Raw genomic sequence first — 18,774 nt, 5'->3', positions numbered from 1 at the left:
GCCTTGGCCCGGGTGCGCCGGGCCTGCGCCTCGGCCCGCTTCGCGCAGGCGGCGGCGCGGGCGTGCTCGGCCGGATCGGCGAACGGCCCAGGCGTCTCCAGACCGGGCGGGCAGGCAAGCCGTGGTTGCCGTGGCGCGGCGATGCCGGCATCCGGCAGAACGAGAGCGACGGCTGCTCCCAACCCGAGTGCGGCGCAGAGCGCCAAACCCATCGACTTCGAGACCACCGACCACGATCGCATCGTGCCACCTGCCATGTGCTGCGGATCTGTGCTGCGGCTTGCGCTGCCGGTTCGATCGGTCCTGGCGGTCGGCCGAGTCGGCACGTCAACGATGCATGCGTTCTATCACGGCGCGCATGTTTTTTTTGTGATCTCCGCGGCTTGCAGCGAAATGACGCAAGCCGTCCGCCACATCCTCGCCGCAACCTGTGACGCCGAAGGCCGCGGACGGATCAGCGCCGCGTGACGAAATAGGCGCCGAGCAGCGACAAGATGCCCGCGACCGTGAGCGAGGCGATGCCGAGCACCGCGTTGGCCCCGGGTCCGAGCGGCGACGGCACGGCGGCCTCGTGGCCGACCAGCGCGAGCCCGACGACCAGCACGGCGCCGCCGATCCAGCGCAGTGCCGCGAGATCGGACTGCGCCGTCGCCATCAGCTTGGTCACCGACGCGATCAGCAGGCCGGAGCCGAACGACACCAGCGCGATCGCCCACCAGGCGAAGGCCGAGCGCATCTGTCCCGTGCGGGCGCCGAGCATGTTGCGCCACACCGCGGCGAGATCGAGCCCGACATGCGCCAGCGCGAGCTGCGCCGCGATGGCCGCCATGACGCCGCCCGTGACGGCGATGCAGAGGATCAGGACGCGCGGAAACGGAACGGAATCGTCGGTCATGGCTCGGCTGGCTTCGTGCTGTCGCAGCGCCGACGACTCGGATCGGCGGCGGACCGGCATCCTGCGCGTTTCGGCTCGCAATTCAACTCGCTTGCGCGCCGGTGGCGGGAACCCTCGCCGTGGTGGTTCGTTGGTGGCCAGATTGCTTCTGCGGCGGCGATCGCGCGAGCGGCTGTGGCAGGCCATCCCCCGGGTCCGCAGACCTTCTTCAGGAGCTTCCAGAATGGCGATTTTTTCCGAACAGATCCGCACCATGGACGACCTCTTCGTCCATCAGCTCGAGGACATCTATTACGCCGAGCACCAGATCGAGAAGGCGCTGCCCGACATGATGGGCAAGGCCACCGACGCCGAGCTCAAGCGCGGATTCAAGATGCATCTCGCCGAGACCAAGAAGCAGATCAAGCGGCTCGATCAGGTGTTCAAGAAGCTCGACCACGAGCCGAAGGGAACCGAGTGCCCGGCCATCGACGGCATCATCGAGGAGGCCAACGACGTCGCCGGCGAGATCGAGGACAAGGACGTGCTCAACGCGGCGCTCATCGCCGCCGCTCAGGCGGTGGAGCACTACGAGATCACCCGCTACGGCACGCTGGTCGCGTGGGCGAGGCAACTCGGCCGCAGGGATCTGGCGACGCTCCTCGGCGAGACGCTGCGCGAGGAGGTCGCGACCGACAAGAAGCTCACCGTGATGGCCAAGATGTCGGCCAACCCGAAGGCCGCCGGCAAGGCGCCGCCGCGCAAGAGCACCGTCCGCGGGGCCGCGACCCGGGGCTCCGCGTCGCGCGGCAAGGCCGCCAAGGCGGCCAACGGCCGCCGCGCCGCCGCCTGAGGCTTTTCGCCCGAGGCCCGGTTTCGCCCACAATGAGAAAGGCCCGCGAGAGCGGGCCTTTCGTGTATCGGCAGGCCGGTTTTCGTGAGGTCGTCCGTTCGGCGGGACGCGCGGCGACGCCGATCCCGGGCCGTCATGTCCGCAACCACCACACCAGAATTGCCGCAACGGTCGGCACCAGGAATACGACGAGGTTGATCGGGGTCTCCTCGGCGACCGTGTAGCCGGCGCGCGTCACGCCGAACCACAGATTGATGACGGTGGCGGCGAGCCAGACCGCCAGGAAGCCCAGCGTCAGCAGGCGGACGGACGCCGGGTCGCCAAACCCCATCCATCGGCTGACGCCGGTCGAGGCGCCGAGCAGCAGCAGGCCGGCCGCAATGACCATGATCGTGTGCACGGGAGGTTCTCCTTTCGGGAGGGCTTTGCAGACTTCGTCATTCCGGGGCGCGGGCGACAGCCCGCGGGCCCGGAATCCATGAGCCCGGTGCCGATTGCTTCAGCAACACAGGGGGTATGGGTTCCGGGCTCGGCCCTGCGGGCCGCCCCGGAACGACCGAGTGAACGTCAGCCGACCCGGCGGGGATGCAGCAGCGTCTCCAGGCCGATGTTGCGGTACAGCTCGCGGCGGACGCGATCGGCGACGGCGTTGACGACCTCGGCGCCATCCTCTGACGGATCGACATGGACGCGAAACGGCCGCTCGCCGAACGGCGTATCGACGACGCGGCCGATCGCGCGGGCCACCTCGGCCGGATCGGCGTCGGCCGGCTCCAGGCTCGCCAGCCCCTTCAACACTTTGTCGGCGATGCCCGCATAGGGGCCGGATTCGTACTCCGCCGCGCGGGCCGTGTCGCTGGGCGCGCCCGCATGGGCGAAGTGGTCGGTGCCCTTGGTGAAGGCGCCCGGAACCACGACCACGGTCTCGATCCCCCACAGCGCCAGCTCGGTCGCGTAGGAGACGGCGAGCGCGTCCATGGCCGCCTTGGCGGCGAAATAGGGCGCGAGAAACGGTGGGGTGCCGCCGCGCGTGGACGACGAGCCGACCCACACCAGCAGGCCATTGCCCTGTGCCCGGAGGTGCGGCAGCGCGGCCCGGTTGACGCGCTGCGCGCCGAGGACGTTGACGTCGTACTGCTGGATGTACTGGTCCGGCGTGAACGCTTCGGCCGGCCCGAACACCATGTGGCCGGCATTGTGGACGACGACGTCGATCCGCCCGGTATCGGCGATGATCGTCTCCACGGCGGCGTCGACCGAGTCGTCCGACTGGACGTCCAGCTCGACCGTGCGCAGGTCGACGCCTTCGGCCTGCGCCCATGCCGCGAGGTCGGCGGCCCGCGGCGCGTTGCGGCCTTCGGTCTCGCGCATCGAGGCATAGACGGTGTGGCCGGCTTCGGCGAGGGCGCGCGCCGTCATCAGGCCGAAGCCCGAGGACGCCCCGGTGACGAGGATGATGGACTCGGAAACGATCGACTTGGAAACGACGGACTTGGAAGCAGCGTCTTTGGACGGGGCTTGCGTGGACATGATGGGGGTCCTTCGATGATCGAGGGCAGGGAGGCTTCCGCGAGCGGCGGTCGGATCAGACGATCCCGCCGTTGGCGCGAATCGTCTGGCCGTTGACCCAGGCGCCGTCCGGGCCGGCCAGGAAGGACACGGCTGCGGCGATGTCGTCGGGCTGACCGAGGCGCTCCAGCGGTGCGGCCTTGGCCAGGCGGTCGATCAGCTCCTGCGGCTTGCCGTCCAGGAACAGCTTGGTGGCCGTCGGCCCGGGTGCGATGGCGTTCACGGTGATGTTGCGGCCACGCAGCTCCTTGGTGAGCACGCTGGTCATCGCCTCGACGGCCGCCTTGGTCGCGGCGTAGACGCCATAGGTCGGCTGCAGCAGCGTCGTGACGCTGGACGAGATGTTGACGATCCGGCCGCCGCTGCGCAGCCGCCGCGCCGCCTCGCGCAGGGTGTTGAACGTCCCCTTCAGGTTGACGGCGATGTGGCGGTCGAACAGGGCGTCGTTGCTCTCGGCGATCGTCGCGAGGCCCATGATGCCGGCATTGTTCACCAGGACGTCGACGCCTCCGAAGTCAGTCTCGGCGGTCTCGAACATCCGGGCGACCGCCGCCGGGTCCGAGACGTCGGCTTGCGCGGCGACCGCCCGGCCGCCGGTCTTGTCGATGCGGCGGACCAGTGCTTCGGCCGCGCCGGCGCTGCCGGCATAGTTCACGACCACGGCAAAACCGTCGCCGGCCAGGCGCTCCGCCACGGCGGCGCCGATGCCACCGGAGGCGCCGGTGACGATGGCGACTCGGCTCGATGTCTCTGACATTGGTGTTCTCCTCGGTTGGGCTGCCGGCAATCGGTGGCCGACCGGGAGAAGATGCTCGTTCACGATCGAACAATAATCTGGCATATTCCGGCATCACTGTCCGAGTAGGCGAACAATGGACCGTTTCGATGCCATGCGGGTCTTCATCCGCATCGTGGAGCGCAAGAGCTTCTCGAAGGCGGCAGAGGATCTCGGCTTGCCGCGCTCCTCCGTCACCGATGCCGTGAAGGGGCTCGAAGCCCGGCTCGGCGTCCGCCTGCTGCAGCGGACCACCCGTCATGTCTCCGCGACGCTCGACGGCGAGGCTTACTATCGGCGCTGTGTCAGCCTGATCGCGGATCTCGAGGATGCCGAAGGCGCGTTTGCCGGCGCGAGGCCGAAGGGGCATCTCCACGTCGGCGTCCACGGCACGCTGGCGAGCCACTTCGTCGTGCCGCACCTGGCGGCGTTTCTGGCCGCGTATCCGGACATCGAGCTCCAGCTCAGCGAGGGCGACCGTTACGTGGACCTGCTGCAGGAGGGCATGGATTGCGTGCTCCGGGTCGGCAGCCTGGTCGACAGCGACCTGATTGCCCGCCGGCTGACCGAGCTGGAGGAGGTGACGTGTGCGTCGCCCGCCTATCTGGACCAGCATGGCGTACCGGAGAGCCCCGATGCCCTCGACGGCCATCGCATGGTCGCCTTCCGCTCGTCCGCGACCGGAAACGTGCTTCCTCTGGAATTCATCGTCGCGGGGACGCGGTGCGAGGTCGTGTTGCCCTCCGTCGTCACGGTGAACGGTGCGGAGACCTATGCGGCCGCGGCCCGCACCGGGCTCGGCCTCATCCAGGCGCCGGGCTATCGCCTCGCCGCGGACTTCCGGACCGGCGCGCTCGTTCCGGTCCTCGCCGGCACGCCGCCGACGCCGACGCCCGTATCCGTGCTTTATCCGCGCGCGAAACACCTCTCGCCGAGGCTGCGGGTGTTCATCGACTGGATTGCGAGGCAGCTTCAGGAGGCGGCTCGACCCGCCGGCTCGCAACGAACGTGAGCAGCGCGGACCCGTCGGGCACGGGCGCGTGCGTCGCATCGACGACGGCAATCGAGATGGTGAAAACGGCGATGGCCGGGCGAAAAGCCCGGCCACCGCGCAATGCGACGTCAATATCGCCTTGTGTGGCCTACACGGCCACCGAATGGCGCGAGCGGTTCTGCGGCAGATAGGCGTCGAACGCCGCCGCGACGAGGCGCACGAACGGCCGCCCCTCCTCGGTGATGCTGATGCGCCGTCCGTCGATCCGCACCATGCCGGCGGCGACCAGGCCGTCGAGGTCGTGCATCTCGCGGGCGAAGCTGGTGTCGAGGCTGTCGGTGATCTTGTTGGCCGGCAGCGTGTCGAGGTCGACGCCGAGATCGCACATCAGCCGCTCGATGATCTCGGCGCGCAGCACGTCGTCGCTCGACACCGCGACGCCCTTGGTGGTGGCGAGCGAGCCGCTCTCGACGGTGCGCGAATAGCCGGCGATGTCGACGGCGTTCTGGATGAAGCCCTGCGGCAGCTTGCCGATGGCGCTCGCCCCGAAACCGATCAGGCCGTCGGCCTCGTCGGTGGTGTAGCCCTGGAAATTCCGCCGCAGGCGGCCGCCGCGCTGGAGCGTGGCGAGGTCGTCGTCGGGCCGGGCGAAGTGGTCGAGGCCGATCGGCACGTAGCCATAGCTCGCCAGCGTGCGCGAGGCGGCCCGCGCCTGCTCGATGCGCTCGCCCGGGCCGGCCAGGGCGGCGACGTCGATGAGCTTCTGGTTGCCCTTGAACCACGGCACATGGGCGTAGCCGAACAGCGCCAGGCGGCCCGGATCGAGCGAGGCGGCGAGGCTGGCGCTGCGCTCCACATCGGCGATGGTCTGGCGCGGCAGGCCGTACATCAGGTCGATATTGATGCGGTCGATGCCGGCCTTGCGCAGCATCGCGGCGGCGTCATGCACCACCTCGAAGGGCTGGTTGCGGCCGATCGCCTCCTGGACATGGGGCGAGAAGTCCTGGACGCCGAGGCTCGCCCGGCTGACGCCGATCGCGACGAGCGCATTGGCGAGCTCCTGGTCGAGGCGGCGCGGATCGAGCTCGATGGCGTGCTCGACCAGCGACGCGAGGTCGAACTGCTCCTTGATGGCGCCGACGATGCGGGCGAGGCGGTCCTTGCCCAGGATCGACGGCGTGCCGCCGCCCCAGTGGATGTGCACCACCTTGCGGGTGCCGACCGAGGCGGACACCAGGCCGATCTCCTGGATCAGCCGCTCCGTGTAGGCGTCGAGCGGCTCCGCCCGCCGGACCGCCTTGGTGTGGCAGCCGCAATACAGGCAGATGTCCGTGCAGAAGGGCACGTGCAGGTAGAGCGAAAGCGTGGAGCCTGACGGCATGGCGGCGAGCCATCCGGCATAGGTCTTGGCATCGACGACCGGCGTGAAGTGCGGCGCGGTCGGATACGAGGTGTACCGGGGAACGTTTCGTTCGGCGAGCGCGATGACACTGTTCATGGGATCGAAGTGTAAAGTAAGATTGACGTTCGGAACCTTGATCAAGGTCAAACTGCGGGACGATGACGGCGCCCGAGTGGCCTGGCCGGGACCGTGGGTCGGAATCCCCTCGTGCCTGCGCGGTTGGTCCGACGCGCCGCGACCCGGTGTCCGGGGCCGGCACCCGGCGAGAGGTCCGGCGCAGCCGCGGCATCGCCCGGCCCCGTTTCCGCTCCCAACCCAGCCGCCACAGGACGACGACGGATGGGCATTTTCTCCAAGGACATCCGCACGATGGACGATCTCTTCGTGCACATGCTGCGAGACATCCGGTGCGCCGAGAACCGCATCGTGAAGGCAGGTCCGGAGATGATCGACAAGGCCGGCGACCCGCAGCTCGAACAGGCCGTCAAGGCGCATCTCGGCGAGACCGAGGACCACATCGCCTGCCTCCAGGAGATGTTCCGGATGCATAGCGTCGAGGTGCGCGGGATCTACGGCCCGGCGATCGATGGCCTCATCGAGGAAAGCGACGGCGTGGCCGGCGAGATGGACGACCCGATGGTGCTGGATGCTGTCCCGATCGCCGCCGCCCGGGCGGTCGAGCATGACGAGATGACCCGCTACGGCACCCTGGTGGCGTGGGACAAGCAGCTCGGCCGCAACGACTCGCCCAGGTGATGGAGAAGACCCTCGATGAGGAGAGGGCGGCCGACCGCAAGCTCACCGCGATGGCCGAGGGCGGCCTCGACACCAAGGCCCGCGCGGCCGGGTGATCTCGTGCGGGCTCCGGATGATCAATTCCTGGTCATCCCGGGGGGCAACGGAGGTGCAAACCCGGACTCCAGCCGTGAACCGGGAGGCCCCGGCTGGAGTCTTGTGTCTCGGGTCGGTCACCGGCCAGCGGTGGGAGAACGGGGGTCGCTCAGGTCACGGGTGCCGGATTGAACAGGGCCAGGCTGTTGTGGAGGCCCCAACGGTCGGACCAGGGCTTCTTCTCGCCCGAGGCGACGTCGAGGATCAGGCGGAAGAGCTCCCAGCCGACCTCCTCCACGGTCGCCTCGCCGGTGGCGATGCGGCCGGCGTCGAGGTCCATCAGGTCGTGCCAGCGGGCCGCGAGATTGCTGCGCGTCGCCACCTTGATCACCGGCGCCGCGGCGAGCCCGTAGGGCGTGCCGCGGCCCGTGGTGAAGACCTGCAACGTCATGCCGGAGGCGAGCTGCAGCGTGCCGCAGACGAAGTCGGAGGCTGGCGTCGCAGCGAAGATGAGGCCCTTGGTCGTCGCCTTCTCGCCCGGCGCCAGCACGGCGGAGATCGGGCTGCGGCCCGACTTGGCGATCGAGCCGAGCGCCTTCTCGACGACGTTGGCGAGCCCGCCCTTCTTGTTGCCGGGCGAGGGATTGGCCGAGCGGTCGGTCTCGCCTTCGGCGAGATAGCGGTCGTACCAGGCCATCTCGCGCAGGATCGCCCGCCCGACATCGGCGTTTACGGCACGCGGCGTCATCAGATGGACGGCGTCGCGGACCTCGGTCACTTCCGAGAACATCACGGTGCCGCCGGCCCTGACGATGAGGTCCGTCGCGAAGCCGACCGCCGGATTGGCGGTGACGCCGGAAAACGCGTCGGAGCCGCCGCACTGGACGCCGACCACCAGATCGGAGGCCGGGCAGGTCTCGCGGCGGCGCGCGTTCAGACGCTTCAGCCGCTCTTCCGCCATCTCCAGGATGCCGTCGACCATCGCCTGGAAGCCGACGAACCGCTCGTCCTGCAGGCTCAGAATGTCGCGGGACACCTCGGCGGCGGGCCTGCCGGCGAGGAGGCGATCCGGCTGGAGCTTCTCGCAGCCGAGGCCGATCACCAGGATCTCGCCGCCGAAGTTCGGGTTCAGCGTCAGGTTCTGGACGGTGCGGATCGGCACGATCGCGGCGGGTGCATTGATGGCGACGCCGCAGCCGTAAATGTGCTCGAGGCCGACGACGTCGTCGACGTTCGGGTAGTTCGGCAGGAGGCGGTCCTTGACGATGCGGACGACGTGGTCGACGACCCCGGCGACGCATTGGACGCTCGTCGATATTGCGAGGATGTTCCGGGTGCCGACCGAGCCGTCGGCGTTGCGGTAGCCCTGGAAGGTGTAACCGTCGAGCGGCGGCAGGTCGGGGGCCGGCCGGGTGGCGAGCGGCAGGCTGTCGAGCGCCGGCGGCGCCGGCAGGTCGACGAGGAACTCGCTGATCCAGGAGCCGCGCGGCAGCTCTTTGACGGCGAGGCCGATGACCTCGCCATAGCGGATCACCTCGCCGCCCTTCGGAATGTCGACGAGCGCCACCTTGTGGCCCTGCGGCACAGCGTCGACGAGAGCGAGGCCATCGTCGAAGACGGTGCCGGCCGGCAGACCACCGGAATTGGCGACGATGGCGACGTTGTCGCGCTCGTCGAGCTGGATGCGGAGCGGCCTGGTGGCCGTGACAGTGTTCATCGGTTCGTCCTCTCTGACCCGAGGCTCTCGGCGGATCACGGTGTGTCGCGGAGCGCCGGAGGCGGTCACGCGGTGGTCTTCTCGGGAGACGGGCGAGGGGCCGGGCCGGCCGCGGCGTGCCCGGGATCGGGGCAGGCCATCGCCGGCGCAGCGCAGGCACCGACGAGGCCGGGAAGCTCGAACCGTTCGATCTTGCCGACGATCAGCCAATAGCTGAGGACCGCCATGATCCCGTGCAGTCCGACGAACAGCAGAGCGTATTCGAAGGAATTGGTTCCGGCGAGGATGTAGCCGATCACCAACGGGGTGACGATGCCGGCGGAATTGCCGATCGCGCTGAAGACACCGCCGGTCAGGCCGATGACCTGCTTCGGCGCCGTGTCGGCGACCACGGTCCATCCGAGCGAGCCGAAGCCTTTGCCGAAGAAGGCCGCCGACATCAGGAAGATGACCAGCGTTTCCGAGCGCGTGTAGTTGCAGCCGATCATCAGCGCGCTCATGAAGAGACCGATCGTGATCGGTACCTTGCGCGCGATGCTGAGGGAGCCGGTCTTCTTCAGGAGATAGTCGGAGAAGAAGCCGGAGATCACGGCACCGACGACCCCGCATACCGCCGGAAGGGCGGCGAGGAAGCCGGCCTGGAGTATGGTGAAGCCGAGTCCCTTGACCAGATAGGTCGGAAACCAGGAGACGAAGAACCAGGTGATCGCGTTGATGCCGTACTGGGCGATGAAGATGCCGACCAGCATTCGGCTCCCGAAGAGGGCGGCGAGCGCCTGCAGCACCGGGACGTGTGCCGTCTTCTCGGCGCCGCCGGTCGCAGCCGTTCGGCCGGTGTCTGCGTCGACATCGATCAGCGCTCCGCCGGCCGCGATATAGGAGATTTCCGCGGGATTGGGGCGGGGATGCCGGGCGGGCACGAAGAACCCGAGATTCCAGACGAAGGCGAGCAGTAGCCCGATCGACCCCATGACGGTGAAGACCGATTCCCATCCGAAGCGATGCGAAAGCCATCCCATCAACGGGCTGAACAGGACGAGCGCGATATACTGGGCCGAGTTGAAGATGGAGCCAGCCATTCCGCGCTCGCCGGACGGGAACCAAGCCGCGAGGACGCGGGCCGATCCGGGCGTGACCGGCGATTCGCAGATGCCGAGAACGAACCGCATGATCATCAGCATTACGAACGGGGCGGCGAACCAGGGTGCGAACCCCATCCCGAAGGTGACCAGCGACCACAGGATCAGGCCCCACATGAGGGAGCGCTTGACGCCGAGGCGATCGACGATCCAACCGCCCGGAATCTGGCCCAGGGCATAGGCCCAGGCGAATGACGAGAACAACCAGCCCATCCCGATCGGGCTGATCCCCAAAGCCTTGGACATTTCAGGGCCGGCGACCGAAAGGGTCGCGCGGTCTCCGACGCTCAGCGCCAGGACGATCGTGATGAATGCGAGAGCGATGTATCGATAGGAACCCGCCCGCGGTGGCGTCGGTGTCATCATGGCATTCTCTCGTCTATCTGTTCTTCTCGCGGGTATCGGTCGTGATCGAGCGCGACCGCCTGCCTTTGGGGAGTTTTCTTGTAGACGGGGACGGCGGAGTGCCGGCCCAATTCCGATCTCGAGCGCCTTCGGGCGATCCGGCGCCGCGTCGGCGACCGATGGTGAACGCATGGGTTCTCAAAGGAGCGACATGACGAGAGCCGAAGCGTCTGACGCGGTAGTCTCGACCGATCCCTACTGGAGTCGGGCGTCGTCGCGGATGGCCGGCCGCAGATCGGAGGCGCGGCCTCGCAGCCAAGTCAGGCCCTCCAGCGTCGAATTTTTCGGCTTGTACTCGCAGCCGACCCAGCCGTCGTATCCGATCCGGTCGAGCAACCGGAACAGGAAATCGAAATTGATCTCTCCGGTCCCCGGTTCGCCGCGCCCTGGATTGTCTGCGACCTGGATGTGGCCGATCCGGTCGATGTTCTTCTCGATGGTGCTGGACAGCTCGCCCTCGCTCCTCTGCATGTGGTAGATGTCGTATTGAAGCTTCAGATTGTCGCTGCCGACCTCGTCGATCAGAGCCAGGGCATCGGCCGATCCACTCAGTTGAAAGCCGGCCATATCGAAGCGGTTGATCGGTTCGACGAGCAGGAGCACGCCGTCGCCTTGCAGCGCTTCGGCCGCGTGGCGCAGATTGTCGACCAGGGTGCGATGGGCCGTTTCGGCGGCGACCCCGACCGGCGGAAAGCCGACGAGACAATTCACGCGCGGACATTCCAGTGCATGCGCAAAGGTCGCTGCCGCCCGAACGCCGTTCCGGAACTCCGCAACCCTGTCGGGGTGACCGGCGATGCCGCGTTCGCCCCGCGCCCAGTCACCGGCCGGCAGGTTGAACAGAATCTGACTCAAGTGATTTCTGCGGAGAGCCGCGGCCAACTGATCCGGCGTGTAGTCGTACGGGAACATGTATTCGACCGCCTCGAAGCCGGCGCTCGCGGCAGCGGCGAACCGGTCGAGGAAGGGCAGCTCGGTGAATAGCATTGAGAGATTGGCAGAAAATCTCGGCATGGTGACCTCGCGAGGATCGAAGCACGGGCGTCGGGAGCGGGTCGTTCAGGCCGCGGGCTTGAACTTGCGGACCAGGAGATCGCTGCCCTGCGTCAACAGGCCGATGTCGGAGCCGACGGCGACGAATGTGCAGCCTCGATCGATGACGTGCCGAGCCAGGTCGGAATTGCCGGTGAGGAAGCCGGCCGGAACACCGCAGGCCCGGATGCGATCGATCGTCTCGTCGAACACCGCGAGCACGTCCGGATGAGAGGGGTTGCCCAGGTATCCGAGGTCGGCCGAGAGGTCGCCGGGGCCGATGAAGAGTCCGTCGACGCCGTCCACCGCGGCAATTCGCTCCAGATTGGCGAGCGCCTGCCGAGTCTCGATCTGGACGAGGACGCAGATCTCCGAGCCGCACAGGTTGAAGTAGTCGGCGATGCGGCCGAAGCCGGAAGCCCGGGCCGAGGTGGAGAAGCCGCGCACACCGACCGGCGGATAGTGCGCGGCGGCGACCGCTCGTCGGGCTTCCTCTTCGTTCTGAACCATGGGCACGAGCAGCGTCTGTGCCCCGGCGTCGAGGAACCGCTTGATCATCACCGTGTCGTTCCAAGGCGGTCGCACGACGGGATGCGCAGTGCCGCCGACACTCGCCTGCAACTGGCGGCAGACCATCGGCAATTCGTTGGGGGCGTGCTCGGTGTCGATGAGGATCCAGTCGAAGCCGGCGCCAGCCAGGATCTCGACCGACAGGCCGTCGGAGAGACTGCTCCACAGCCCGATCTGCAGCTTCTTTTCTGCAAGGGCGCGTTTGAACTTGTTCACACGCAATTCCACCGCTCACATCCCCCGCTGTGGTGTCGCCGACGTTCCGCAATCGCTTCGCCCTGCCGGGCGTCGCGGTTGCCAACCTAGCTCGATAAGTAAAAATTAGTCTATACCGGTAAATACGGGTATCCCGACGCAGGGTGGCCGGCCACAACGTTCCGGGGGGTCTTCGAGTGGCAAAAGCATCGGTTGAGGTCCCGCCGCCCCCGGCGACCGTGCCGCTGCTCCGGTAGGGGGAACGCGCCGACCGTGTCACCGTCGATGACAGCCGGGTGTCGCTGGCGCTACAGTTCGCCACAACGCGGTCGGCGGCCGACTGCTTCTTCCTCGAAGTCGCTGGCATGGCAGAAGAAAATTCAAAGAACGACGACTATTCGCTGAGCGACGTGGCCTATGAAAGGTTGATGTCGGCGATCATCGAGGGGCGATACCCGATCAACTCGAGATTGCCGCCGGAAGTCGAATTGGCGCGGCAGGTCGGCGTATCGCGTCCGGTGTTGCGAACCGCCTTGCAGCGGCTGCGGACCGACGGCGTCCTCAAGTCGCGGCGCGGTTCCGGCAACTTCCTGATCCGCCAGCCTCACCAGACGGTGTTGCGCATGGTTCGGCTCAGCCAGATCGCCGACATTCAGAACTGCTTCAAGTTCCGCATCGGGGTGGAAGGAGAAGCGGCCTATTACGCAGCCTTGAACCGAGATCATGTGTCGATCGAGGAGATCAAGAAATCACTCGATCTTCTGACGTCTGCTTCAGCGAGCAATTCGCTCGGCGTGGACGCCGATTTCGATTTTCACCTGAACATCGCGAAGGCCAGTCGGAATCCGTATTTCATATCGAGCTTGGAGGAGATCAAATCACATTTCTTGTTCGGGATTTCCGTGACTCACAATTTGTCCCTTCACCGATCGCGAGAACGGCTTGCGGTCGTCCAAGCCGAACACCGAGCAATTTGCGAATACATCGTGGGGTCCGAACCGGATGCCGCTCGGACGGCGATGCGGTCGCATCTCGAAAACGCGAGGCGGAGACTGTTCGAGGGAGATCTGGTCGCGGAGCTCGACGTTTGACGGCCGGCGTCCGACCGAGAAACCGGCGGTGACTATGGCGGCTTGTGGGAAACAGCGGCGAATGTCGGCCCCCACTCGGTCCCGTCCCTGGTGGTGTATCGGGTGGTGATGGCGCCGCTCGGGAGCGCTCCCCACAACGCCGTGGCGGCCGAGCGGCGTTCGTAAGCGGTCATCGGCGGTCCGCCGGGGCCGGATCGGGTTGTGACCCACGACCCTGACCAGGGAGCCACCGATGGGCAACGACATGTTGTCCCTTTGCGCCCTCGTCGAGACGAGCGAGAACGCGGCTTTCTGCGCGAGACGATCGGCAAGCCCGGGCCGGTGATGGTGCAGACGAGCAGCCGCGACATGGTCTACGCTTCCGCCGCCACCCCGTTCGTCCGCCAGCCGAAAGCCGCCGTGACCGCTCCGACGCATTCCGCCGCCGCGCCGTCCCTGTTGCGGCAGTCTGCCTTCGCCTGCTTCCTCGGCTCGCGGGTGCTCAGCGTCACGGCCTACCAGATGCAGACCGTGGCGATCGGCTGGCAGATCTACGAGATCACCGGCAGCGCGCTCGATCTCGGCCTGGTCGGCCTCGTCCAGTTCGTGCCCTTCGTGCTGCTGTCTCTCCTGGTCGGGCACTTCGCCGACGGCTACGACCGCCGCAGCGTGGTGCGCCTGTGCCAGGCCGGCATGGGCATTCTGGGCTTGGCGCTGGCGCTCGGCACCGCCTCGGGCGTCATCGGCCGCAGCCTGATGTTCACGGTGCTGCTGATGATCGGCACGGCCCGGACCTTCGAGATCCCGACCATGCATTCGCTGCTGCCGGGGCTGGTGCCGACAGACATCCTGCCCCGCGCCATCGCGGCCTCGGCGAGCGCCAACCAGGCCGCGACCATCTGCGGGCCGGCGCTGGGCGGGCTGATCTACGCGCTCGGGCCGACCACGGTCTACGCCACCTGCGCGGTGCTGTTCGCCACCGCGACGACGCTCTCCAGCCTGATCCCGAAAGCCATGCGCACGACGGCGCGCCAAAAGCTCACGCTGGACTCGCTCACCGCCGGCCTCGTCTATCTGCGCGGCCAGCCGGTGCTGCTCGGCGTCGTCACGCTCGATCTGTTCGTGGTGCTGTTCGGCGGCGTCACGGCGCTGCTGCCGATTTTTGCCCGCGACATTCTGGAGACGGGTCCGTGGGGCCTCGGCCTGCTGCGCGCTGCGCCGGCCGTCGGGGCACTCGCCGTGACGGCCGTGCTGGCCCGCCGGGCGCCGGACGGTCGGTTGGGCGTAAAGCTGTTCGCCGCGACAGCCGTGTTCGGCGCCGCGACCATCGTGTTCGCGCTGTCGACCTCGCTCGCTCTGTCGCTCGCCGCGCTCGCCGTCTACGGCGCCGCCGACGCCGTCAGCGTGGTGATCCGCATGGGGCTGATCCAGACCCGCACGCCCAACGAGGTTTTGGGCCGGGTGCTGGCCGTGAACTCGATGTTCACGGGCACCACCGGGACCTTGGGAGATTTCCGCGCCGGCGTGGTCGCGGCGGCGACCGGTCCGGTCGCCTCGGTCGTGATCGGCGGCATCGGGGCGATCGCCGTGACGCTCGCCTGGATACGACTCGTCCCGCCGCTCGCCAGGATCGAGCGGTTCTCGCCGGACGGCGACGGATCAGACGCGTGATACGATATTCGGCTGATCGGTTTCTCTGTCATTCCGGGGCGCACCGAAGGTGCGAGCCCGGAATCCAGCGACATACGCGGCGTCATCGGCTGGATTCCGGGTCCTGCGCTTTGCGCCGTCCCGGAATGAACACCGAAGGAACAACCGGATCTGGAATGCGGATCGGCGATCGGGCGGTCAGCGGCGCTCGGCGGTCCACCGGCCGGAGCACTGGCCCGCCGAGCCGTTGCCGGCCCAGGTGCCGCCACCATAGGCCTGGCTGAGGCGGCCGCGCCCATCGGCGCGCGAGCCGCCGGACGCCACGCTGACGGCAACGGCACCGTTGCGGGCCACCCGGCCGCGGAAATCCAGGCCCATCTCGCCGGTGTAGCGCACGATGCCGTCGGTGATCTGGATGCTGTAGCGATAGGCGCGATCGCAGGTTCCGCGATCCGTGATGATCACGACGCTCCAGGCGCCGTCATAGGGTGTCCGTGCCGACGCCGGCTGGGACGAGAAAGCGGCGAGAGCGAGCAGCACCGCGGCCGACGTCATTGCGAACCGAGTCATGGGAACCTCGTGGCTGAAAGAGCTTCGAGCGGGAAGCCTTGCGACGATGAGTCCAAACACCGAAAACCCGACAACAAATCGGCGGCCGCCAAGGACGTCCGCCGCACAGCAATCACGATGTCTGGAGTTTTAGCCGATTCGACCGGAGCGCGCGACCATCGCCACGATTCGCGCCCGGAGCAGGCCATGCGGTCACGAGCGGTCCACCACCCACCACGGCCGGTAGGGCGGATCGTCGTCGGTCGGCTGCGGCAGCTTGTCGAGCTCGCGCGTGTCGAACGGCATCGAGACCGGCCGCGGCACGTCGCTGCACTCCAGCTCGCGGCTCTCCTCGAAGGGGGGATGGTCCATCTTTAGGGTCATATCGCAGCAGCCACCGGAACGGTTTGAGCACGGAGACAACGCGGTCGAGGCGCCGTGGTTCCATCGTTGCGCCCGGAGCGCCTCGAAATAGCCGCGCCGGGCTTTGCCACGCGCGATCACTCCGACATGGTGGTCTGAACGTCGCCTTGCCAGGGCGGGTTCCGGTTGCCGGAAGCCGTTCGGTCAAATCTGAGCAATCTCGCTTAACGAGCGGTAAATATTGGCTTCTGTCGCTTGCCGGGATCGGCGGCGCGGAACCGGCGCGGGGGGCGCCTCAGGTCACGCTGTGTCGTCCTCGAGGCTGCGAGGGCTGACGAACCGGTCGAGCCGGCCGCCCTGCGGATGCACCCCGTCCCAGGCGTCGACGGCGAAATCGATCACCACCAAGCCGCCGGTCGGCAGTTTTTCGCGCAGCCGCTCGCGCTGCTCGACGTCGCCGGCGGCGATCAGCAGGGTGGCGAGGTAGTGCAGTCCGGGATTGTGCCCGACGACCATGACGGAATGCGACTCCTCGGGTGCATCCTTCACGGCCGCCAGGATTTTCTCGGCCGATGCGTCGTAGAGGCGGCGCTCGAAGGCGGCCGCCGGCGGGTCGGTGAGCTGCTGGGCCACCCGAGCCCAGGTGTCGCGGGTGCGCTGGGCCGTCGAGCACACCACCGTGTCGGGAACCAGATGGTGCTTGGCCATATAGGCGCCGATCCGCTCCGCCGCCGTGGTGCCACGGGCGTTGAGCGGGCGGGCATGGTCGGACATCCCGGCTCCGGCGGGATCGGACTTGGTGTGGCGGAGCAGAATGAGGCGGCGCATGGGTTGCCAATTCGATGTGGCGGCGCACAAAGTCTAGGCTGCATCCGGCGGCGGGGGAAGCCGGACGTCGTCCGACTTTGGACGTGGCGGGGTGAACGGCTGGTATCGCGTCCGGTTCCCTCGTAGGACGGCGCGGTCGGGTGGCGGCACGGCCGGGGCGGCGAGACCGAAAAGCACCGGCCGGGCGGCGAGCGAGGCGGAATGGACGAGGCGGTGGCGGACGACTACGGACGGAGCTGGTACGCGGCGACCTCGGTCGCGGCGCCCGAGCGGTCGCCTTTGACCATCGATGTGGACGTCGATGTCTGCGTCATCGGGGCGGGCCTCGCCGGGCTCACCACGGCGCTCGAGGTCGCGCGACTCGGCTGGTCCGTGGTGGTGCTGGAGGCGAAGCGGGTCGCCTGGAGCGCCTCGGGGCGCAATTGCGGCTTCGTGCTGCCGGGCTTCGCCTGTGATCCGCGAAAGATCGTCGAGCGGGTCGGGCTCGAGCGGGCGCGCCGGCTGTGGGCGCTGTCCGAGGCCGGCGGCGCCTATGTGCGCACCCTAATCCGCGAGAACGACCTCGCCGCCGTGCATCCGAGCCGCGGCTGGCTCGACGTCTCCAAGACCGACGACGGCGACGACATGCAGGAGACCCTGGCGCTGATCGGCCAGGAGTTCGGCGCCGCCGTCGAGGGCTGGCCGACCGAGCAGGTGCGCGAGCTGTTGCGCACCGACGCCTATTTCCATGCGCTGCATTATCCCAATGCCTTCCACATCCACCCGCTCAACTACGCGCTCGGGCTCGCCGCCGTGGCCGAGGCGGCGGGCGTGCGCATCTTCGAGGGCACGCCCGCCCGCGAGATCGATCCGGCCGGGGTGCGCAAGCGGGTGGCGACCCCGCTGGCGATGGTGCGGGCCGGAAACGTGATCCTGGCCGGCAACGTCCACATGGGCGAGCTGATGCCGAAGCTCGCCGAGACGGTTCTGCCGGTGACGAGCTACACGGCCGTGACGGCGCCGCTCGGCGACCGCCTGCGGGAGGCGATCGGCTACACGGGCGCGGTCAGCGATTCGCGCTTCGCCAACCACCACTATCGGGTGGTAAACGGCGATCGGCTGATGTGGTGCGGGGCCGGGACCGCGTTCGAGCGCAACCCGCGAAAGGTCGCCGAGGGCTTCAAGGCGGCGATCGCCGCCGTCTATCCGCAGCTCGGGCCGGTCGAGTTCACCCATGCCTGGGCCGGCACCACGGCGTTCGCGGTCCACCGCATGCCGCAGATCGGCGAGATCTCGCCCGGCCTGTGGGTCGCCGGCGCGTTCGGCGGGCACGGCCTCAACACCACGGCGATCGCCGGCAACCTGATCGCCCGCGCCGTCGTCGAGGGCGACGACAACTGGCGGATGTTCGAGCCCTGGGATCTGGTCTGGGCCGGCGGGACCGCCGGCCGCATCGTCCACGGGGCGCGCGCCTTCGTGCGAAATCGCCGCGAGACCGTCGAGGCGCAGATCGCGCGGCGGCGGGACCGCAAGCGGCGCGCCATGGAGCCGCCGCTCTACGAACGCGCCGACGACGGTGCCGACGCGCCGCCGCCGCCCGACTGGGCGCAGGTGCGGGCCGTCGCGGCCGGGTCGCCGCGTGGGCCTCGTCGTGGCGCGGAACCGGGTTACGAGGACGAGCCGCCGATGCCGCCGGCCGTCTATGGACGGCGCGCCTATGCGGATCCCTCGTTCGGCGACGTCGCGGCGCCGGAGCCGCCCAATGCGCTCGACTGGCGCCGCGCCAAGGCGGTCGAGGCGCATCCGGACGACGTGCCGCAGCCGGCTCCGTCCAGCCGTCCCGAGCGGCCACCCGGCCGCGACGGCCGCCCGTCCGGGCGGTGAGGTCATACGAAGTCCGGCGGATCAGTTGACCGTCATTCCGGGACGGCGCGCAGCGCCGGACCCGGAATGACCACCGAAGAGATCGACCGGAGCCG

General features: G+C 68.2%; 16 protein-coding genes and 3 pseudogenes. 7 read left to right on the top strand and 12 right to left on the bottom strand.

Translation table 11 applies throughout. From position 1 onward, the window contains the following. A pseudogene (locus HXX10_RS14085) lies at positions 1-468 on the top strand (hypothetical protein); the annotation flags it as partial. Here the strand turns inward: HXX10_RS14085 and HXX10_RS14080 are convergent. Beyond that, positions 455-895: a hypothetical protein gene (locus HXX10_RS14080; RefSeq protein ID WP_296523093.1), complete on the bottom strand. Its 441-nt coding sequence runs from the start codon at positions 893-895 to the stop codon at positions 455-457. The pseudogene HXX10_RS14085 and the gene HXX10_RS14080 overlap by 14 nt on opposite strands. A 223-nt stretch (positions 896-1,118) precedes the next feature. Between HXX10_RS14080 and HXX10_RS14075 the strand changes: the two are divergent. Further along, positions 1,119-1,619, top strand: a pseudogene (locus tag HXX10_RS14075) (ferritin-like domain-containing protein); the annotation flags it as partial. Positions 1,620-1,860: 241 nt separating this feature from the next. Here the strand turns inward: HXX10_RS14075 and HXX10_RS14070 are convergent. From HXX10_RS14070 to HXX10_RS14060, 3 genes are all read right to left on the bottom strand, one after another. Continuing rightward, a complete protein-coding gene (locus HXX10_RS14070; RefSeq protein ID WP_296523091.1) occupies positions 1,861-2,127 on the bottom strand; it encodes a hypothetical protein in 267 nt (88 codons plus the stop codon). A gap of 167 nt (positions 2,128-2,294) precedes the next feature. Continuing rightward, entirely contained in the window at positions 2,295-3,257 is a 963-nt protein-coding gene (locus tag HXX10_RS14065) for an SDR family oxidoreductase (RefSeq protein WP_296523089.1), read from the bottom strand. A 55-nt stretch (positions 3,258-3,312) separates the two neighbouring features. Then, positions 3,313-4,053: an SDR family oxidoreductase gene (locus HXX10_RS14060; RefSeq protein WP_296523087.1), complete on the bottom strand. Its 741-nt coding sequence runs from the start codon at positions 4,051-4,053 to the stop codon at positions 3,313-3,315. 115 nt (positions 4,054-4,168) lie between these two features. Here HXX10_RS14060 and HXX10_RS14055 point away from each other — a divergent pair, with 115 nt between their 5' ends. Beyond that, positions 4,169-5,083, top strand: coding sequence for a LysR family transcriptional regulator (locus HXX10_RS14055; RefSeq protein WP_296523085.1), 915 nt, complete (start codon positions 4,169-4,171; stop codon positions 5,081-5,083). Between the two features lie 130 nt (positions 5,084-5,213). On the opposite strand, the gene hemN is transcribed toward HXX10_RS14055, so the two are convergent. Continuing rightward, on the bottom strand, positions 5,214-6,563 hold the full coding sequence (hemN, locus tag HXX10_RS14050) for an oxygen-independent coproporphyrinogen III oxidase (RefSeq protein ID WP_296523084.1): 1,350 nt from the start codon (positions 6,561-6,563) through the stop codon (positions 5,214-5,216). A 243-nt stretch (positions 6,564-6,806) separates the two neighbouring features. On the opposite strand from hemN, the pseudogene HXX10_RS14045 reads away from it, so the two are divergent. Beyond that, a pseudogene (locus tag HXX10_RS14045) lies at positions 6,807-7,318 on the top strand (ferritin-like domain-containing protein). Between the two features lie 149 nt (positions 7,319-7,467). Here the strand turns inward: HXX10_RS14045 and garD are convergent. From garD to HXX10_RS14025, 4 genes are all read right to left on the bottom strand, one after another. After that, positions 7,468-9,015, bottom strand: coding sequence for a galactarate dehydratase (gene garD, locus HXX10_RS14040; RefSeq protein ID WP_296523083.1), 1,548 nt, complete (start codon positions 9,013-9,015; stop codon positions 7,468-7,470). A 65-nt stretch (positions 9,016-9,080) separates the two neighbouring features. Then, positions 9,081-10,520, bottom strand: coding sequence for an MFS transporter (locus HXX10_RS14035; RefSeq protein ID WP_296523080.1), 1,440 nt, complete (start codon positions 10,518-10,520; stop codon positions 9,081-9,083). Between the two features lie 234 nt (positions 10,521-10,754). Next, the gene (hyi, locus tag HXX10_RS14030; protein ID WP_296523078.1) at positions 10,755-11,573 is read right to left on the bottom strand and encodes a hydroxypyruvate isomerase; all 819 of its coding nucleotides are present in this window, start codon (positions 11,571-11,573) and stop codon (positions 10,755-10,757) included. A 45-nt stretch (positions 11,574-11,618) separates the two neighbouring features. Then, positions 11,619-12,389, bottom strand: a complete 771-nt coding sequence (locus HXX10_RS14025) for an HpcH/HpaI aldolase/citrate lyase family protein (RefSeq protein ID WP_296523077.1) — start codon at positions 12,387-12,389, stop codon at positions 11,619-11,621. Positions 12,390-12,652: 263 nt separating this feature from the next. On the opposite strand from HXX10_RS14025, the gene HXX10_RS14020 reads away from it, so the two are divergent. Together HXX10_RS14020 and HXX10_RS14015 are read left to right on the top strand one after the other, a co-directional pair. Beyond that, positions 12,653-13,447, top strand: coding sequence for a FadR/GntR family transcriptional regulator (locus tag HXX10_RS14020; protein WP_296523075.1), 795 nt, complete (start codon positions 12,653-12,655; stop codon positions 13,445-13,447). A 255-nt stretch (positions 13,448-13,702) separates the two neighbouring features. Beyond that, positions 13,703-15,097 carry an MFS transporter gene (locus tag HXX10_RS14015; protein WP_296523072.1) on the top strand — a complete coding sequence of 465 codons (1,395 nt, stop codon included), beginning with the start codon at positions 13,703-13,705 and terminating at the stop codon, positions 15,095-15,097. Positions 15,098-15,274: 177 nt separating this feature from the next. Here HXX10_RS14015 and HXX10_RS14010 read toward each other — a convergent pair whose 3' ends face one another. The 3 genes from HXX10_RS14010 to HXX10_RS14000 all read right to left on the bottom strand — a co-directional run bounded on the left by HXX10_RS14010 (position 15,275) and on the right by HXX10_RS14000 (position 16,816). After that, on the bottom strand, positions 15,275-15,646 hold the full coding sequence (locus tag HXX10_RS14010; RefSeq protein WP_296523069.1) for a hypothetical protein: 372 nt from the start codon (positions 15,644-15,646) through the stop codon (positions 15,275-15,277). A 192-nt stretch (positions 15,647-15,838) separates the two neighbouring features. Continuing rightward, positions 15,839-15,997 (bottom strand): hypothetical protein, encoded by a 159-nt coding sequence (locus HXX10_RS14005; protein WP_296523067.1) that lies wholly within the window; start codon positions 15,995-15,997, stop codon positions 15,839-15,841. 291 nt (positions 15,998-16,288) lie between these two features. Then, positions 16,289-16,816, bottom strand: a complete 528-nt coding sequence (locus tag HXX10_RS14000) for a histidine phosphatase family protein (protein ID WP_296523065.1) — start codon at positions 16,814-16,816, stop codon at positions 16,289-16,291. Between the two features lie 201 nt (positions 16,817-17,017). On the opposite strand from HXX10_RS14000, the gene HXX10_RS13995 reads away from it, so the two are divergent. Then, a complete protein-coding gene (locus HXX10_RS13995; protein WP_296523063.1) occupies positions 17,018-18,679 on the top strand; it encodes an FAD-binding oxidoreductase in 1,662 nt (553 codons plus the stop codon). The last annotated feature ends 95 nt before the right edge of the window (positions 18,680-18,774 follow it).

It is taken from the genome of Rhodoplanes sp., assembly GCF_013377085.1.
Lineage (GTDB): Bacteria > Pseudomonadota > Alphaproteobacteria > Rhizobiales > Xanthobacteraceae > Rhodoplanes.
This window is presented reverse-complemented; position numbering and strand designations above follow the sequence as displayed.

Bases quoted from the DNA above. Each gene is read 5' to 3' on its own strand.
- HXX10_RS14055 (WP_296523085.1), top strand. From the start codon at position 4,169: ATGGACCGTTTCGATGCCATGCGGGTCTTCATCCGCATCGTGGAGCGC.
- HXX10_RS13995 (WP_296523063.1), top strand. From the start codon at position 17,018: ATGGACGAGGCGGTGGCGGACGACTACGGACGGAGCTGGTACGCGGCG.
- HXX10_RS14065 (WP_296523089.1), bottom strand. From the start codon at position 3,257: ATGTCCACGCAAGCCCCGTCCAAAGACGCTGCTTCCAAGTCCGTCGTT.
- HXX10_RS14005 (WP_296523067.1), bottom strand. From the start codon at position 15,997: ATGGACCATCCCCCCTTCGAGGAGAGCCGCGAGCTGGAGTGCAGCGAC.
- HXX10_RS14080 (WP_296523093.1), bottom strand. From the start codon at position 895: ATGACCGACGATTCCGTTCCGTTTCCGCGCGTCCTGATCCTCTGCATC.
- garD (WP_296523083.1), bottom strand. From the start codon at position 9,015: ATGAACACTGTCACGGCCACCAGGCCGCTCCGCATCCAGCTCGACGAG.
- HXX10_RS14060 (WP_296523087.1), bottom strand. From the start codon at position 4,053: ATGTCAGAGACATCGAGCCGAGTCGCCATCGTCACCGGCGCCTCCGGT.
- HXX10_RS14010 (WP_296523069.1), bottom strand. From the start codon at position 15,646: ATGACTCGGTTCGCAATGACGTCGGCCGCGGTGCTGCTCGCTCTCGCC.
- hemN (WP_296523084.1), bottom strand. From the start codon at position 6,563: ATGAACAGTGTCATCGCGCTCGCCGAACGAAACGTTCCCCGGTACACC.
- hyi (WP_296523078.1), bottom strand. From the start codon at position 11,573: ATGCCGAGATTTTCTGCCAATCTCTCAATGCTATTCACCGAGCTGCCC.
- HXX10_RS14035 (WP_296523080.1), bottom strand. From the start codon at position 10,520: ATGATGACACCGACGCCACCGCGGGCGGGTTCCTATCGATACATCGCT.
- HXX10_RS14000 (WP_296523065.1), bottom strand. From the start codon at position 16,816: ATGCGCCGCCTCATTCTGCTCCGCCACACCAAGTCCGATCCCGCCGGA.